16 protein-coding genes are annotated in these 17684 nt (G+C 60.1%); 12 read left to right on the forward strand and 4 right to left on the reverse strand.

From position 1 onward, the window contains the following. Positions 1-114: 114 nt before the first annotated feature. From HDF09_RS06960 to HDF09_RS07015, 12 genes are all read left to right on the forward strand, one after another. Positions 115-759 (forward strand): RNA polymerase sigma factor, encoded by a 645-nt coding sequence (locus HDF09_RS06960; protein WP_260180998.1) that lies wholly within the window; start codon positions 115-117, stop codon positions 757-759. Further along, a complete protein-coding gene (locus tag HDF09_RS06965; RefSeq protein ID WP_183763866.1) occupies positions 756-1064 on the forward strand; it encodes a hypothetical protein in 309 nt (102 codons plus the stop codon). The genes HDF09_RS06960 and HDF09_RS06965 overlap by 4 nt, the downstream gene beginning before the upstream one ends. A 463-nt stretch (positions 1065-1527) precedes the next feature. After that, entirely contained in the window at positions 1528-3963 is a 2436-nt protein-coding gene (locus tag HDF09_RS06970) for an ABC transporter permease (protein WP_183763868.1), read from the forward strand. A 385-nt stretch (positions 3964-4348) separates the two neighbouring features. After that, positions 4349-5674, forward strand: a complete 1326-nt coding sequence (locus HDF09_RS06975) for an APC family permease (RefSeq protein ID WP_183763871.1) — start codon at positions 4349-4351, stop codon at positions 5672-5674. Between the two features lie 13 nt (positions 5675-5687). After that, the gene (locus tag HDF09_RS06980) at positions 5688-6257 is read left to right on the forward strand and encodes a carboxymuconolactone decarboxylase family protein (RefSeq protein ID WP_183763874.1); all 570 of its coding nucleotides are present in this window, start codon (positions 5688-5690) and stop codon (positions 6255-6257) included. A gap of 30 nt (positions 6258-6287) precedes the next feature. Continuing rightward, positions 6288-6836, forward strand: a complete 549-nt coding sequence (locus HDF09_RS06985) for a carboxymuconolactone decarboxylase family protein (protein WP_183763877.1) — start codon at positions 6288-6290, stop codon at positions 6834-6836. 221 nt (positions 6837-7057) lie between these two features. Continuing rightward, positions 7058-7381, forward strand: a complete 324-nt coding sequence (locus tag HDF09_RS06990; protein ID WP_183763880.1) for a GIY-YIG nuclease family protein — start codon at positions 7058-7060, stop codon at positions 7379-7381. A gap of 712 nt (positions 7382-8093) precedes the next feature. Beyond that, positions 8094-8705, forward strand: coding sequence for a shikimate kinase (locus HDF09_RS06995; RefSeq protein ID WP_183763883.1), 612 nt, complete (start codon positions 8094-8096; stop codon positions 8703-8705). A gap of 37 nt (positions 8706-8742) precedes the next feature. Beyond that, complete coding sequence (locus tag HDF09_RS07000) at positions 8743-9930, forward strand: AI-2E family transporter (protein ID WP_311718937.1); 1188 nt, start codon at positions 8743-8745, stop codon at positions 9928-9930. A gap of 140 nt (positions 9931-10070) precedes the next feature. After that, the gene (locus tag HDF09_RS07005) at positions 10071-10670 is read left to right on the forward strand and encodes a hypothetical protein (RefSeq protein ID WP_183763886.1); all 600 of its coding nucleotides are present in this window, start codon (positions 10071-10073) and stop codon (positions 10668-10670) included. A 229-nt stretch (positions 10671-10899) separates the two neighbouring features. Then, positions 10900-11625 carry an RsmE family RNA methyltransferase gene (locus HDF09_RS07010; protein ID WP_183763889.1) on the forward strand — a complete coding sequence of 242 codons (726 nt, stop codon included), beginning with the start codon at positions 10900-10902 and terminating at the stop codon, positions 11623-11625. A gap of 13 nt (positions 11626-11638) precedes the next feature. After that, a complete protein-coding gene (locus HDF09_RS07015; protein ID WP_183763892.1) occupies positions 11639-12205 on the forward strand; it encodes a methyltransferase family protein in 567 nt (188 codons plus the stop codon). An 84-nt stretch (positions 12206-12289) separates the two neighbouring features. Here HDF09_RS07015 and HDF09_RS07020 read toward each other — a convergent pair whose 3' ends face one another. The 4 genes from HDF09_RS07020 to hrcA form a co-directional block, all read right to left on the reverse strand. Beyond that, positions 12290-13477, reverse strand: a complete 1188-nt coding sequence (locus tag HDF09_RS07020) for a permease (protein ID WP_183763895.1) — start codon at positions 13475-13477, stop codon at positions 12290-12292. A gap of 210 nt (positions 13478-13687) precedes the next feature. Then, a complete protein-coding gene (gene dnaJ / locus HDF09_RS07025) occupies positions 13688-14836 on the reverse strand; it encodes a molecular chaperone DnaJ (protein WP_183763897.1) in 1149 nt (382 codons plus the stop codon). Positions 14837-15203: 367 nt separating this feature from the next. Then, a complete protein-coding gene (locus tag HDF09_RS07030) occupies positions 15204-15788 on the reverse strand; it encodes a nucleotide exchange factor GrpE (protein ID WP_183763900.1) in 585 nt (194 codons plus the stop codon). 775 nt (positions 15789-16563) lie between these two features. Continuing rightward, the gene (hrcA, locus tag HDF09_RS07035) at positions 16564-17640 is read right to left on the reverse strand and encodes a heat-inducible transcriptional repressor HrcA (RefSeq protein WP_183763903.1); all 1077 of its coding nucleotides are present in this window, start codon (positions 17638-17640) and stop codon (positions 16564-16566) included. Positions 17641-17684 lie beyond the last annotated feature (44 nt).

Consider the following 17684-nt stretch of genomic DNA (forward strand, 5'->3'; position numbering starts at 1 on the left):
ATGTTTCTACGACACAATATTTCCTCCGTTTGCGGTAGGCTCGATGCAGGCGAAAACTAACGGTGAATGATTAATTTAGTCCGGAGTCTAGCTATGGACGTCCAAGGCCTACAAATGACCCAACCAACACTACCCACTCCTGGCGTCTTCAAACGCAATCCACCCATCGCGGGCGAAGCCGAAGCCATCGAAGCCGCGAAGAACGGCGACGCAGAAGCCTTCTCCAAGCTCTACGCCCTGCACAAACGCCGCGTCTACACCCTTTGCCTCCGCATGCTCGGCAACGTCTCAGAGGCCGAAGACATGACCCAGGAGGCCTTCCTGCATCTCTTCCGCAAGATCGGCAGCTTCCGCGGAGAGTCCGCCTTCTCCACCTGGCTCCACAGGCTTACCGTAAACTTGGTGCTCATGCACCTCCGCAAGAAAGGCCTCAACCTGGTCTCGCTCGAAGAGACCATCAACCCTTCGGAAGAAGACGCACCCAAGCGCGACTTCGGCAGTCGAGACCTGGCCCTCACCGGCTCGGTCGACCGCGTAGCCCTCGAGCGCGCCGTAGCCTCCCTGCCCCCCGGCTATCGCATGGTCTTCGTCCTTCACGATGTCGAAGGCTTCGAACACAACGAGATCGCCACCATGCTCGAGTGCTCCACCGGAAACAGCAAGTCGCAGCTCCACAAGGCCCGCCTCAAACTTCGCGAACTCCTCCGCCAGCCTCAACCAGCTGCCCAGCCAAACGGCCTCAAGGAGGTAGCGGTATGACTGAATTCAAATCTCTCGACTTCGACACCATGACTCCCGCCGACTTCGAGACTTATCTGCCCGAGTTCTTTGCCAACGGAGACGGCCACGTCAGCACCGATCCACGCCTCCAGACCTTCCTCCGTAACAACCCCGACTGCGCCGCCCTCGTCCGCGACCTCGAAGCCATCGCCGACCAGGCCCGCAGCCTCTTCGAACCCACCGAGGACCAGGACCCCAGCGACGCCGTCTGGAGCAACATCCAGAACAAGCTGAAGCAGGGCGTCGCCGGCGACGACGACCTCCCCATCCCACTAACCGTCTAGGGCGTATCGACCTATTCGGCGGGTTTAAGCGCCATCCCCCGGAGATCGTCATCTCGACCGAAGCGACGGACAGTCTCATCGTCTGTCGCGAAGTGGAGAGACCGCCGCATTTTGCCTTTGCTGTTGCATTTGCCTTTGTATTGTTTCCCCTCCACCAAAAGGAGCGTCATTCTGAGCGAAGTTGCTCACGGCTTTTTGTGAGCAACGCAGTCGAAGAATCCCTGTATTTGTATTTGTCGCCAAGCCTCTTCCTGCCGAAGCTGCAAGCTTATGCAACCTGTGCGTATATGGACTCCTCCGTCCATTAGCGGACATCGTTCTCGCAATCCTCACCCCCGAAGACCAGCAAACACCGCAGAAACACCGCAAATACAGGCCATCTAACCCCTCCCCCGCCCCATCTCCTTTGGTCACTCACATGCACTCACTCCGGCAGGTCCAATCGGCTGCGCAAGGAGTCTGCATGAGATCTCTCCTTCAAGACATTCGTTACGCCCTCCGCCAACTCTTCAAGAGTCCCGGCTTCGCAGCCACCGCCATCCTTTCCCTCGCCTGCGGAATCGCAGCAACCTCAGCCGTCTTCAGCGTGGTCTGGGGAGTCGTGATGAATCCCTACCCCTACGCCGCACCCGACCGCATGGTTCACTTTACCCTCGGCGGCACCACAGGCAACGGCTACTATCCCGTCCAGCTAACCGCCACCCAATGGCAACAACTCCGCCAGGTCCCATCCATCGAGGACTCGGCCCTGATGAACTTCAAACGCTTCACCATCACCGGAAGCGACCTGCCCGAAGACGTGCAGGGCAGCCAGATGACGTCCAACGCCTTCAACTTCTTCGGCGTGCCCACCCTGCTCGGCCGAGCAATTCTGCCATCGGACGCAATCGAAGGTCACGACCCGCAACCCGTCCTCGTCCTCGGCTACAAGTTCTGGCAGCGCCGCTTCAACGGCGACCCCGCCATCATCGGCAAGACCATCCAACTGGATCACCAGCCGTACAACGTAGTAGGCGTCGCCGCAAAGCGATTCACCTGGAATGACGCAGACGTCTATCTCCCCCTGAAGACCACCACAGGCCCCGACGCCTACGAGGTAGAGGCCCGCCTCAAGCCCGGAGTCAGCCACCACCTCGCCGAACAGCAGATGCAACCGCTCCTCACCCAGTTTGAAAAGGACTCTCCGCGAAACTTCCCACCCAACCCTGGACCGTTGACCGTCATCGGCCTCAACGATCAGTTCATGAAAGCGATCGGCCCCTCCCTCGCCCTCCTCTTCGGTGCCGTGCTCCTGCTCCTCGCCATCGGCTGCGGCAACGTGTCGATCCTTCTCCTCGCCCGCGGTGTGGCGCGCGAGCATGAGTTTGCCGTCCGCGCCGCCATCGGTGCCTCGCGGGGGCGCATCGTCCGCCAGCTCCTCACCGAAGCCCTCCTCCTCTCCGTCACCGGCGCCGCGCTGGGAGTGCTCCTCGCCTACAAGCTGCTCGCCGGCATCATCGCGCTCCTGCCCGAATACTCCTTCCCCCACGAGGCCGCCTTCGCCATCAACCTCCCCGTCCTGGCGTTCTCTGTCGTGGTCTCTCTGCTTACCGGCATCCTCTTCGGCCTCTGGCCTGCGCTGCGTCTCTCGCGCCCCGATGTTCGCGAGGCCATGCAGACCGGCACCCGCAAGGTCGCCGGCACCGTCAGCGGCCGGGCCCTCCACAACGCACTCATCGCCGGCCAGATCGCACTCACGCTCCTGCTCCTCTCCGCCGCCGGCGCAGCCGTTCAAAGCTTCCTCAAGCTCGCCCACACGCCTCTCGGATACGACCCGCACAACACCATGTCCATCGGTCTGCCCATTCGCGACTCCTACTCCACCCTCCCCAATCGCATCGCCTACGTCGAACTCCTCCGCAACAAGATCGCCGAGATCCCCGGCGTTCGCATGGTAGCCATCTCCGCCAACGCCACGCCGCCAAACAACGGCCTCAACTCGCCGATGGAGCTCCTCGGCCAACCCTCCTCCCAGGACCGCACCGCGCGGTTCAACTTTGTCAGCGAGGGATACTTTCCGCTGCTCAAAATCTCCCTCCTCCAGGGCCGCCTCTGGACCGAAGCCGAGAACCATAACGCAAACGCGGTCGCAGTCATCAACCAAACCTTCGCCCGCAAGTACTTCCCGAAGGGCGATGCCATCGGCCACTCCCTCCAGGTGGGGGCTATCAAAAACGCGCCTCCAGAGGTGACCCCTCAACCGAGTGCAACAGGGTGGATCCCAATCATCGGGGTGATCGAAGACAAGCTCGATGACGGCCTGCGCAATCCAGTCGTCCCCGAGGTCTTCCTCCCATACACACTCGCCATGTGGGGTTATACCCAGTTTCTGGTACACACCGATGGCCCACCCACCGCAATGATCCACACCATCGGTCTGCAGATCGCCTCAGTCGATCACGATCAGCAGATCGGCGGACAGGTCCGCGACCTCGACCACTGGATCAGCACCCAGCAGGAGTACGCCCAGGGCCAGCTCCTCTCCTGGCTCTTCGCCGGATTCGCCGTGCTCGCTCTCCTTCTCGCAGCGGTCGGCCTCTACAGCGTCGTCTCCTACACCGTCTCTCAGCGCACCAACGAGTTCGGCATCCGCATGGCCCTCGGCGCCCCCCGCGGCAGCGTACTCGAGTTAGTCGTGCGCTCAGCCATCACCAGCGTCGGCACCGGCGTTGCGATTGGAATCCTGCTCACCATCCTGCTGCAAAAAGGTCTGGCGCACTGGGCAGCGGCGACCAATCAGACGTTCACTCCTCTGCTCTTCGCGGTAGCCATCCTCGCATCCGTAGTCCTCATCGCCAGCGGAATCCCCGCCCGCCGCGCCACCCAAGTAGAACCAATGGAAGCCCTCCGCTACGAGTAACCCTCCCATAGCCGAAGCGCAATAACACCCCAGAATCGTCATCTCGACCGAAGTGACGGACAGTCTCACCGTCCGTCGCGCAGTGGATTGCAGCCACAGCTCTCAGTTGCAGCGAACCAATTCATGCTGCGGTATCCGTCAAGATCCCCCGCATTCAGCCTTTGCTGTTGCATTTGCCTTTGCATTGTTCCCCTCCCCAAAAGAGGATCGTCATTCTGAGCGAAGTTGCTCACGGCTTTTTGTGAGCAACGCAGTCGAAGAATCCCCGTATTTGTCTTTGCCCTTTTCTTGTCATTCCCAACCGGCATCTGGCTGTTGAGCAACCACAATCTCAACCCTTTGATGGATGGGCTATTCCAGCTCCGTCGAGTAGCATGGCTCCCTGATGGAACAGCGCCGGCAGATGGGCCTAGCCGCAACCCTCTCCGTAGTTACAGGAGAGTCCATTGCGCTCGGCATCTTTCTCACTCCCGCAGCGATGGCAAGATCGCTGGGCTCGCCTCTCCTCCTCGCAGCCGTATGGTGCGGCATGGGCCTCATCACGCTATGCGGAGCACTCTGCTACTCAGAGCTGGCCATCAACTACCCCCTCACCGGCGGCGAATACATCTACCTCCGCCAGGGCTACGGCACCCGCCTCGCATTCCTCTACGGCTGGATGTCCGCCGCAGTCATGGACCCAGGCCTCGCCGCCGCTCTCGCCGTAGGCGCAGCCCCCTATGTCCTGTCCCTCTTCGGCCTCCCACCGCACACACAAATCGTCATCCCCGCGCTGATCCTCATCGGCCTCGCTCTCCTCAACTACGTAGGGTCTCGCCTCAGCCGCCGCGTCATGACCACAGCCAACCTCTTGAAGATCGGAGTCCTCCTATGCCTCGTGCTCTGGGCATGGATCTCCGGACACGCCACCACCTCAAACCTCCTGCCCCTCACCGTACGCCGCACCGGCTCCGAGCCTCTCTTCGCCGCCATCGCCGGAGCCACCGTCAGCGCCTTCTTCAGCTTCGGCGGATGGTGGGAGGCAGGCAAGATCGCCGGCGAAGTCCGCAACCCACGCCGCAACATGCCCCTCGCCTTCACCTGTGGAGTGCTCCTCGTAACCGCTGTCTATCTCCTGGTCAGCGCCTCGTTCCTGATGGTCGTCCCGCTCGAAAAAATCGTCTCCAACACAGCCTTCGTCGCCCAGTTCGGCGAAGCACTCTTCGGCACCACCGGAGGCAAAGTCCTCTCCGCCTGCGTCCTGCTCTCCGTCCTCGGAGGACTCATGGCCCTCACCATGGCGGCCCCACGCGTCTACTACGCCATGGCAAAAGACGGCGCATTCTTCGCTCCATTCGGAAGGCTCCATCCGCGCTTCGGAACTCCCGCAAACGCCGTACTCCTGCAAACGAGCCTCGCGCTCCTGGTCCTTACCTTCGGAGCCTTCAACCGCATCCTCTCCTTCATCATCTTCTCCGCAGTCTGCTTTCTCGCTCTCTCAGTCACCACCCTCTTCCGCATGCCGCAGCCCGTGCGCCGATGGTGGTTCCCCACCGCGCCCATCGTCTTCCTCCTCGGCTGCGCCGTCATCAACCTGATGATCCTCATGCACGATCCCATCCCCGCACTCGTAGGCCTAGTCATCGTCCTCTGCGGCGACCCCGTCCGCCGTCTCTTTTTTTCAAAGACCAGCGTTGAAGCCAACCCACTTCCCCAACAAATTCCATCCTGAAAGGACCACCCTCATGGCACACATCCAACTTCCCGAAGGTCTCCCCGGCATCCGCGGCGCAATGGCCTTCCGTCCCGCAACCGCAAGGCCGCTCAACGATCTCGTAGAGATCCTCCTCCACGCCCCCAACTCCCTCACCCCGGCAGAGCGCGAGCTGATCGCAACCTACGTCTCCTCCGAAAACGACTGCTACTACTGTCAAACCATTCACGGAGCCGTCGCCGCCGCCAGCCTCAACGGAGACGAAGCACTCGTCAAACAGGTGAAGCACGACTTCCACAACGCCGCCATCTCCGAAAAACTAAAAGCCCTCCTCGTCATCGCCGGCAAGGTCCAGCGCGGCGGCAAGCACGTCACCACCGAAGACGTAGCCGCCGCCCGCACCCACGGCGCAACCGACATCGAGATCCACGACACCGTCCTGATCGCCGCCGCCTTCTGCATGTTCAATCGCTACGTCGACGGACTCGCAACCACCCAGCCCCGCGACGAAGCCATGTATCGCGAGCGCGGCAAGTGGATCGCACGCGACGGATACGTCAACGTCAGCAAAGAATATCTACCAGCCGAAGCCGCACGCTAACACACGCTTAACACACAAAGGAGAGCTCTCATGCCCCACATCAAACTGCCCGAAGGCTTCGCAGGAATCAGCAGCGGCTTCGTCTATCGCCCCGAGACCGCCAAGCCCATGCGCGAGCTCGCCCACGTCCTCCTGCACGAGCCCAGCACGCTAACCCCCGGCGAGCGCGAACTAATCGCAACCTACGTCTCCACCCAAAACGACTGCTACTTCTGCCAGACCAGCCACGCCTCAGCCGCCGCCGCGCATCTCGCCAACGACTGGGGTCTCGTCGAACAGGTAAAACAAAACTACGAGCAAGCACCCGTCTCCGAAAAACTAAAAGCCCTGCTAACCATCGCAGGCAAGGTCCAACAAGGCGGCAAGCACGTCACCTCAGAAGACGTCGCAAAAGCCCGCGAGCAAGGCGCCACCGACCTCGAAATCCACGACACCGTCCTGATCGCCGCAGCCTTCTGCATGTTCAACCGCTACGTCGACGGCCTCGCCACCTGGCAACCCGAAGACCCCGCGATGTACGCCAAAATGGGCCAGCACCTCGCCACCGAAGGCTACCTGGCCCCCTCCATAAAAGCCTGACGCGCCTTCAGCACTGTCGGAATCCGCCGCCTCCAAAAAGATCTGAGCGAGGAGTGAGGCAAACCCGTCGCACCCTTCACTGAACCAACTCCATAACACCCAGAAATCGTCATCTCGACCGAAGCGACGGACAGTCTCATCGTCCGTCGCGCAGTGGAGAGACCCCCGCATTCTGTCTTTGCTGTTGTTTGTCCTCCATCGAACCCTGCAATAATCCCGCTATGGTCGAGCAAGCCTACGTGTACATCCTCTCCAGCACCTTTCAAAAACTCTACATAGGCATAACGACCCAAATCGCACTCCGTACCAGCCAACACAAAGCAGGGAGTTACGAAAGCAGCTTTACCTCGAAGTACAAGATCGAAAAGCTCGTCTATTTCGAGCGGTACACTGAAGTCACTGCCGCCATCGCGCGGGAGAAGCAGCTTAAACGCTGGTCTCGCATCAAGAAGATCCGCCTGATTGTCGCGCAAAATCCGACCTGGAAAGATTTGAGCGAAGAATGGGGCAAACCCGTCGCACCCTTCACAGAACCAGCTCCATAACACCCTTAGAGCGCCCCCAGCACCCAGAACACCACAGCACCCAGAACACCACAGCACCCAGAACACCCTCAGAACCCCAAAAAACGTCATCTCGACCGAAGCGACGGACCGTCTTATCGTCCGTCGCGCAGTGGAGAGACCCCCGCATTCAGTCTTTGTTGTTTGTCTGTCCTTTTGTTCACCACCAACGGATCGTTGAAGAGCTTGTACCGTCATAAAAGAGGTGAGAGCATGACGCAATGGGCGGGATACCTCAACTGATCGAGTTGCTATCTCTCGCGGTAGCAATATTTGTGGCGACGCTCTTAATAGCGTTTCTCATTGGGAAGCTTTTTGAAAACAAGCTAATTCGCAGGCGGATTATGCTCGGGGCTCTAGGTATCTACGCTTTAGCTTTCGTCGCCTACTTCGGATTCATAGCCTTCATTCTTAGCGGCAACCTAAATTCAAACTAACTCACTACCCAACGTTTCACCTTGCAATCCCCCAAACCCACGGTGTATCGTCATACCAGCATGTCGAGCCGCTTCCAGTCCGCTTTTTTTACCTTCTCCTATTGGCGCCATCCAGCGGCCAGTGGAGTCCTCGCATGCATCTCTGAAAACACCTAAAAACTTCAGAGTCTTCGACCTTCCCGAGCCGCAACCCACACCAGGTTGCGGCTCTTTCATTTTCCGCCCCACTCGTTTCACAGGCACACTAAGGAGAGGCAATGACGTCCACCGAATCCCAAACCGAATCCCAGACCCAAATCAAGACCCAGACCGAAACCATGACCCAGGCCCCAGCCCACCTCAAACGTCTCGTCCTCACCGGCTTCATGGGCGCAGGCAAATCCACCATCGGCCGCCTCCTCGCCGCCCGTATCGGCTGGAACTTCCTCGACCTCGACGCCCACCTCGAAGCCCGCACCAACGCCACCATCCCCCAGCTCTTCGAGCAGCAAGGCGAAGCCCGCTTCCGCCGCCTCGAGTCCACCGCCCTCGCCTCCGCCCTCGGCTACAGCAACATCGTCCTCGCCCTCGGCGGAGGAACCCCCGAGGACCTCACCAACCGCCTCCTCCTCGAGCAGACCCCCGCCACCTTCACCATCTTCCTTGACGCCCCCTTCCCCACCCTCTTCGACCGTTGCATGCTTCAGGACATCGCCCGCCCCGTCCTCGAAGACCCCGCCGCCGCTCAACTCCGCTTCGAGCGCCGCCACCCCCTCTACCGCCGAATGGCCGCACTCACCATCCCCACCGCCGACCAGACGCCCGCCCAGACCGTCGAAGCCCTCCTCCTCGCCTTGCCCCCATCGAAAGCACCTTCCAGCAGACTGTAAATGCCCGGGTGCCCCATCCTTCGCGCCTTTGCGAAGGGTGGGATGCGATACCGTCCCATCACACCACCGTGAAGACAGCCCAAACCCCAGACTCAGACTCCGCACTCCCGGACCTGAGCGATTAAGCGCACACTATCTGCATCTCAACGTCAGCACCCACAGGAGAACCCGGCTGACCAACCCCATCCCAGACGACCTCACCCCCTACGAGAAAAAAACCCGCGCCCAGGTCCGCGGCAACATCCTCTTCTTCTTCGTCGTTATCCTTCTGCTCGCCCTCGCCTGGACCCTCCAGAAAGAGCTGCTGATCCTCTACGTCAGCGCTCTCTTCGCCGTCGTCCTCATGCCCGCAGTCACGCGCATCCGCGAGCTGAAGATCCGCAACTACCAGCCCTCCCGCGGCGTCGCCATCGTCCTTCTCATCGCAGCCGTCGCCCTCGTCCTCGCCGTCTTCTTCACCACCGGCTTGCCTCCCGTCCTCAGCGACCTCCGCAACTTCTCCGCCGAACTCCCCCACCGCATCCCCGAGGTCGTCGCCCGCATCAAGAAGCTCCCCCTCGCCGACAAATTCGGCATCGACTCCCTCGCCCAGCGCGCCGCCGGAGCCTTCGACGCCACCGCCAGCTATCTCTTCACCTCACTCCCCCTCTGGCTCTCCCACCTCTTCGACATCCTCACCGCCGCCTTCCTCTGCATCTACTTCATGCTCGAAGGCGAGCACGCCTACCACTTCTTCCTCTCCCTCTTCCCCGGCGCCGAACGCCACCGCCTCAACAACACCCTCAAAAAGGCCGAGCGCAAGATCAGCAAGTGGCTCGTCGGCCAGGGGCTCCTCATGCTCATCCTCGGAGTCTCCAGCACCATCGTCTTCGGCCTCCTTCACGTCCGATACTTCCTCCTCCTCGGCTTCCTCATGGGCCTCTTCAACCTCATCCCCATCGCCGGCGGAGTCATCACCATCGTCATCGCCGCTGGAGTCGCCGCGCTCGACTCCTGGACCAAGATGGGAGGCGTCCTCATCTTCTACGCCGTCTACATCAATCTCGAAAACGCCGTCCTCACCCCCCGCATCATGCGTTCCAGCGTCAACCTCATGGGCCTCACCGTCCTCGTAGCCCTTCTCCTCGGAACCGCCCTCGCCGGCATCGTCGGCGCCCTCGTCTCGGTCCCCACCGCCGCCCTCATCACCGTCCTTCTGGAGGAGTACGCCGTCCAAAAGGACTGACCTCCCACCTGCAACTCTTGTGGTACACCGCCCGCATTCTCACCTCCACCAGCGTTTACAGACCTGCACCACCGTGACTAAGTTAAATTCCAGCTTTTTTAATCTTCTGAAAACCAACCAGCCTTGCTATTCTCATCCCAGTGTCCGACCTCAAGTTTGCCCAATCCGCTCGCCGCAACCTGCTGGCACCGGTCCTTCTGGCGTTTCTGATCCTTGGCATCACCCTCGCCCTGGTCATGCGCTTCACCCCGCATAAGACCGCCGACCTCGACATCCTCCACACCACCGTCTACCCCGCCCACACCGTCTTCAAGGGCGAATCCATCCTCGTCGGCCACGATCAGGGCCAGGACGACCTCTACGTCCTCACCACCCTCCGCATCACCGACGGCCTCCGCCTCCCCCTCTTCCTCAAGGACTTCACCGCCACCCTCACCACCGGCGACGGCCAGGAGATCACCACCAGCGCCGTCGAAAAAGACGACTTCGCCAACCTCTACACCTCCTTTCCCGCCCTCAAGCCCCTCGCCTCCGAACCCCTCCTCCGCGAGACCATGATCAGCCCCGGCCAATCCGCCGAAGGCATGATCCTCCTCCACTTCCCCGTCAAACAGGACGTATGGGACCACCGCCGCACCGCCATCCTCAACGTCGACCTCTACCATCAGGGCAAACAGGCCGTCATGATCAGCCGCGCCAGCGAAGCCGTCCCCAACCCCGCCCCCAAAGTAGCCAACTGACTCCACTTACCGTTGGAATCTGCAGTTGCCCTGCCTTTTTTGATTGTCATTCCCGAAGGGAATCTGCGTTTGCCCTCCTCCCCCAACAGCAAATCCGCTCAAATCCGTCATCCCGACCGGACCCTGAGCAGCGGAGCGCGTCGAAGGGGCAGTGGAGGGACCCCGCATTTCGCCCGAAGCGCCCCACCCCCCGGTGAGAATCCACCCTACCAACCCGTAAACTAACCCCATGACCCGACGCCGCTGGATCGCCGACACCTGGACCGCCACCACCGCATCCCTCACCGGCGACCAGGCCGTCCACCTCGCCCGCGTCCTCCGCGCCGAACCCGGCCAGATCTACGATGTCGTCTCCGACGGCTTCCTCCACCGCGCCGAGATCACCCGCGCCTCCGAAGACGAAGTCCTCTTCACCCTCCACGAAGAGCTCGCGTCCGACGCCAACCTTCCCCTCCATCTCCTCCTCGCCGTCTTCAAGTTCGACCACATGGAGTGGGCCATCGAAAAAGCCACCGAACTAGGCATAGCGAAGATCACACCCATCCTCGCCCGCCGCACCGAAAAGCATCTCGCCCAATCCGCCGCCAAACGCGCCGAACGCTGGCGCCGCATAGCCCTCGAGGCCTCCAAGCAATCCCGCCGCACCGACATCCCCGAGATCGCCGATCCCACCCCACTAAAGTCCGCCCTGGAAAGCGAAAAATCCCCCACCCGCATCCTCCTAAGCGAAACCGAACAGACCCTCACCCTGACCACAGCCCTCAAAGCCGCAACCTCTTCGCAAAAAGAAACCGACACCGCCATAGCCATAGGCCCGGAAGGCGGCTGGACCCCCGAAGAGATGACCCTCTTCACCCACCATCAATGGCAGCCCGTAACCCTCGGCCCCCGCATCCTCCGCGCCGAAACCGCCGCTATCGCCGCCATCGCCATAGCCTCCACCCATCTCATCTGAACGCAGGACCTCCATGCAAAAGTACTTCGGACCTCTGACCATCGTGCTGCTGCTGGGCCTGATAGGAACCCGCGTCTTGCTGATGAGAAGCAAAGGAATCCAGGCGATGAACTTCGGCAAGATCGACAAAAAGGACTTCCTGATTCCACCCTTTGCCTTTTTCTATTTCTACCTCGTGTTTGCCGCTGCATTCAATCTTCCGACGATAAGCAGCCAGGAACTCTTTCACTCCCCAATAGCCCTCTGGCTCGGGGTCCTACTCTGTCTCGCAGGATTGTTCCTCCTGCTCCTGAGTCTCATCTCCTTCGGGAAGAGCTTCCGCGTTGGCATCGACCAGGCCCACCCGGACCAACTCGTAACCACCGGCATATTTGCCTTCAGCCGCAACCCAATCTACGTGGCCTTTGCGTCGGTCCTGCTGGGCCAGTTCCTGCTCTTCTCAAACTGGATTCTCCTCGTCTATCTGTTTGCCGCCATCTGGCTATTCCACCGCCAGGTATTGCGTGAAGAGCAATACCTGAGAAGTCACTACGGCCAGCAGTACTCCGAATACTCCAATCGAGTGAGGCGGTATCTATAAGCAGTAAGATCGCCGAAACGACAGGTAAACGACAGGTATTAGAGCAGGTCCAGGGTAGACGGCTAAGAGGAGTCCTTCACCCCCTTATCCGTGGTCATCCATGGTCGCCGCAGTATGAGAATGGGAGTGATTCCCACCCGCCTTCTGTGGTTCACCCATCATCCGCAGCATCGCCGGGCCGCCTGTCCTCAAAAACCTAACCACCAGCACCCCCGCCACTACCAGAAATCCGATGTTTAGCCACGTCGTGTAATTCCACGATATGGCCTCCTCCATTACCCGCACATCCCTCTGCTCCGGAATCAGGTGCAGCGCACCGAACACAATCTCCACCACGAAAGCTGCAGCCGCCATCGCCACGTAGAACGTCACAAAAAGAAACGCGCTCACCTTCCATCCGTAATACTTGCGATAGATATTCAGGATCGGAAGAATAATCAGGTCCGCAAAAAGAAACGCAATCACGCCACCAAAGCTGATGCCTCCATTCCACAGCACCGCCGCCAGCGGCACATTGCCCACCGAGCACACAAACGAGATCACCGCCACCGCCGGCCCCACCAGCGGCCCCCACAGCTTCGCCAACAACGGATGCCCCGCAAAGAAGAACGTCTGCCAAAAATGCTTCGGGACCCACGCCGCCAGCGCTCCCGCAATCAGCAGCCCCACTCCGATATCCACCCACAACGACGCCCAGTCCATCACAAAAAAGTGACTAATCGCCGTTCTTCCCTTATCCGAGGTAGCCCGCTGCCACAGCGTTCCTTCATGCACACTCATGTCCATCGCCGCATGCCCTTCCATGCGACCCTGAATCCCTCGCTCCGCCTGCTGCCGCGCAGCCTCCACCATCTCAGGCCGAAGCAGCATCCTGAACAGCACCACCAGCACCCAGATCATCACCGGTCCACCCACAAACTCCGCAAGCGTAAACCGCCATCCCATCAGCACCGCCAGCAGAATCCCCAGCTCCATCACCAGGTTCGTCGAAGCAAACTGGAACGCCATCGAAGCAGTAAAGTTCGCCCCTTTCCTGAACATCGATCTCGCCAGCGCCACCGCCGCATACGAGCACGACGAACTCGCCGCCCCCAGCCAGCACGCCTTCACAATCGTGCTCGGCCTGTCATCCGGCAGCAGCCTAGACATCTCCTCCTTCGACACCACCGCCTGCACCACTGCCGACAGCAGAAATCCAAGAATCAACGCCCACAGAATCTCCCAGGCCATCGTCAACGACATCATCACCGCATGCCCAATCGCCTGAAACATTCCATCCCCCGCTTCAAATTACAATACCGCCGTCTCTCTTATAACCCTGCCCAGACCCTCGCCGTTGCAATCCGAAGAATGCCAAACATAGCGTGGAGCTTCAAAAAAAAATGCCCGAGCAAAAGGCCCGGGCATCTTCAATCTCTAGCTGACTCGCTAACTCGCTAACCAGCTGACTCGCTAACTCGCTAACCAGCTGACTCGCTACATCTAGCTGAACATATCCTTCACCTTATCGAACAGCCCGCGCGAGGTCGGCGTATTCTCCACCACCATCGTCTCGCTCAGTTGCTTCAACAACTCCCGCTGCTGCTTATTCAGCTTGCCCGGCGTCTGCACCCGAATCTCCACAATCAAATCGCCCTTGCCATGCGAGTTCAGATGCGGCACACCCTTGCCCTTCAGCTTGAACGCCTTCCCATTCTGAGTCCCCTCAGGAACCTTGATCGTCGCCGCGCCCTCCAGCGTCTGAATCTCCAGCTCCGTTCCCAGCGCCGCCTGCGGAAACGAGATCGGCATCACGCAATGCAGATCATCGCCATCGCGCTCAAAGAACTTGTGCGCCTTCACACTCAGCACGACATACAGATCCCCGGCAGGTCCGGCATACTTACCCGCCTCGCCCTCGCCCGAGTAGCGAATCCGCGTATCCTGCTCCACACCCGCCGGCACCTTCACCAAAATCGAGTGCTCGCGTTGTACCCGCGTCTCGCCCTTACACGTCTGGCACGGGTCAACGATCAGCGACCCCGTCCCTCCGCACGCCGAGCAGGTCCGCGCCACCGAAAAGAACCCCTGCTGAAACCTCTGCTGTCCGCGCCCGCCGCACTGCGTACAAGTCACCGGAGCCTTACCCCTCGCCGCACCCGAGCCCTTGCAATCAATGCAGGTCTCCATCCGCCGAATCGTAATCTCCTTCTCCTTGCCGAACACCGCCTCTTCAAACTCGAGCTTCATGTCGTACCGCAGGTCGCGTCCACGCTGAACTCGCGAGGCCTGTTGGCGCCCATTCCCGCCCATGTTGAACATCTCGCCGAACAGATCGCCGAAGATATCCCCCAGGTCCTGCGGATTGCCACTGAACCCACCGCCGAACGGACCACCGGCGCCGCCGCCGTTCTGAAACGCCGCATGACCATACCGGTCATACGCCGCGCGCTTCTCCACATCGCTCAGCACCGAGTAGGCCTCGCCGCACTCCTTGAACTTCTCCTCCGCAGAGGGATTGTTCGGGTTCCGGTCCGGGTGATACTGCATGGCAAGCTTGCGATACGCAGTCTTCAACTCCTGGTCGCTCGCATCCCGCGAAACACTCAATACTTCGTAGTAGTCAACCTTCGTCACGTTTGCCGTCGCCATATCCCTGAAATCTCTTTCCATTCTATGCAGCTACAGATCTATGCAGCTACAACTCTCGCAGTACTGGTATCCATTTGCAGTTGCTGTTGTGTCTTTCTCGCCCTCAACCGGCCAATACCCATCGGGTGCCCCATCCATCGCGCTTTTGCGATGGGTGGGAAAGTACGCCTTCACTCAGCCGCATTTTGTCGTTGCATTCTGTCCTTGCACTTGCTCTTTTGTTTGTCATCCCGCAGGGATCTGCTTTTTCTCACCCACTCAATAAAACCGTCATTTCGACCGAAGCGGACCACAGTCTCATCGTGGTCCGCGTAGTGGAGAAACCCCCGCATTTGCATTTGCTGTTGCATTTGCTGTTGCCCAGCCACTAATCCGCAACCTGATTCGGATTCGCGGCAATCCTGACCAGTGCCGGCCGCAACAGCTTCTCGCGGATCCTGTATCCCCGCCGAATCTCCTCCAGCACCTGGTGGTCCGGGAACTCCTTGGTTTCGATGCTCCCCAGAGCCTCGTGGATTCGGGGGTCGAACTGCGTCCCAACCGTCTCCACCGCCTGAACGTTCAACCCTTTCAGCGCATCTTCCATCTGCTTCAGAATCAGCTCGACTCCGCTACGAAGCTGCGCAGCAGTCCCATTCGCCTTCAGCGCCAGCTGAAAGTTGTCCATCACGCCCAGAAACGGCTCAACCGTATTCGAAACCGTATAGTCCCGCGAGTCAGCCCGCTCCTTCGCCTCACGCTTCCGCGCATTGTCGAACTCGGCCTGCAGTCGCGCCAGACGGTCCAGCAACTGGTCCCGCTCGCCCTTCACCTGCTCCAGCTCCGCCTGAGCAGGGCTCATCTCATTGATCGGCTCAACCTCAGAACCCACAGCCACCTCCGGCTCCATCGTTCCCTGCCCAGTCGTTTCGTGTCCCGCCATCTGATCCTGCATCTTCTTTGAACTCCTCATCGCGTTACCTCTTCCATTGTTGCCCATCCGGGCCCATCGCGCGAACTGCTCCCTGGCGTTCATCCCCAAAAACCTCTCTTGCCGTCCGCAAAAAACTCTTTGTGCCTTCGTTTGTCATCCCCGAAAAGGGTCTACTTCCTGGCGAAGCACCGTATTTACGCCTTTGCTGTCATCCTGAGCGCAGTGAAGGATCCCGACAAACTTCGTCCTGCCCAAACCGCTCGTCCCCTTCCACCCGCCCTCGTCGTTGCAGTTGCCCTCGTCGTTGCAGTTGCCCTCGTCGTTGCAGTAGCCCTCGTCGTTGCAGTTGCCCTCGTCGTTGCAGTAGCCCTCGTCGTTGCAGTGGCCCTCGTCGTTGCAGTAGCCCTCGTCGTTGCAGTGGCCCTCGTCGTTGCAGTGGCCCTCGTCGTTGCAGTGGCCTTTTGGTTGTCATCCCCGAAGGGGATCTGCTTCTGTCCTTGCAGTTGCTGTTGCCATTGCTTTTGCCGTGGCCCTTGCAGTTGCCCTTGCCTCTAGGTACCCCAAGGCTTCAGCCTCGGATCTCTCTCACTCCGGCAAGAAAGGGGGCTTTAGCCCCTGGGGTATGCCTTCCTCCATCAACCCACAAAATAAATCTCAAAAACATGGCGTATCTTTCGAGCCTCAAAAAACAACATCCAAAACACCACATCCACCACGCAAAACACCACAACCACACCACAGATTCACCACGTCCAAACACCCTATTTTCTCAAAAACCCCAGCAAAAACCACGCCCCGCCACGCCAGAAAAAAATCACTCCTCCGGATGCAGCATCCGGTCAAAAACCTGCGCAATATAGCTCACGGCATTCATCGTGTTCTCGTAGTGCATCCGCTTCGGCCCAATCACTCCCACCGTCCCGCGGCTCTCCCCGCCCATCCGCGCCGGCGCAGCAATCAACACAAGTCCCGCCATTTCAGGAGCTTGCTCCTCCAGATCAAACACCACCCGCACGCTCTCCTGCCGCGCATCGATGTAAGCATTCAACAGCTCCACCAGCCGCTGCTTCGCCTCGAGCGCCGTCAACACCTCCCGCAGCCTCTCCCTATCCTCTTGAGAACCAACAAGATTCGCCACCCCATCCACATAAACCGTCTGCACCGGCACATCCATCTCCGGCACCGCCTTCACCCAAAGCTGCTGCACCGAGTTCAGCAACCGCTGATACTCACTCTTCTCCCGCTCCACCAACCGCGCAATCTCCACCCGAACCCGCTCCACGCTCCACCCGCGAAAGTTCTCATTCAGAAAATTAGCCGCAACCTCTAACTCCCTCACCGTCAAGTCTTTATCAAGCGCCAACACCCGATCCCGCACCAGCCCGCTGCGCGTTACCACCACCGCCAGCACCCGCGCCGGAGCCAACCGCGAAAAGTGCACATGCTCCAGCATGTCTCCATCCGCAGCCGCTGCAATGGCCACGCCCACACCGCTTGACAGCGTAGCCAGCACATGCGAGGTCCTCTCCAACACCGCCTGCGTCCCCGCAACTCCAACAAAACTCAAGTCAATCTGCGACCGCGACCGCGCCGACAAACGCGCCGCATCGATCCTCGGGTTCACCCCGCCGCTCAACTGCTCCACAAACATCCGAAACGCCCGAGCCGTAGGCACCCGCCCAGCCGAGGTATGCGGCTGCTCCAGCAAACCCGCGTCCGCCAGTTCCGCCATCTCGTTCCGCACCGTAGCCGGGCTAAGCCCCACGCTCTCACCGCTTTGCAGCCGAGCAATCGTCCCCGACCCAACCGGCTCGCCCGTCTCGATGTAGCTCTCGATAATGGCGGTCAGAATAGCTCTCTGCCGCGCCGTAACCCGCTCCGCATCCGCCATTCGTCCCTCCACCCTTAACTTTACGCCAACCCGTCAAGCGCCTC

Origin of the sequence: Edaphobacter lichenicola, from assembly GCF_014201315.1 — a bacterium.
GTDB classification, from domain to species: domain Bacteria; phylum Acidobacteriota; class Terriglobia; order Terriglobales; family Acidobacteriaceae; genus Edaphobacter; species Edaphobacter lichenicola_B.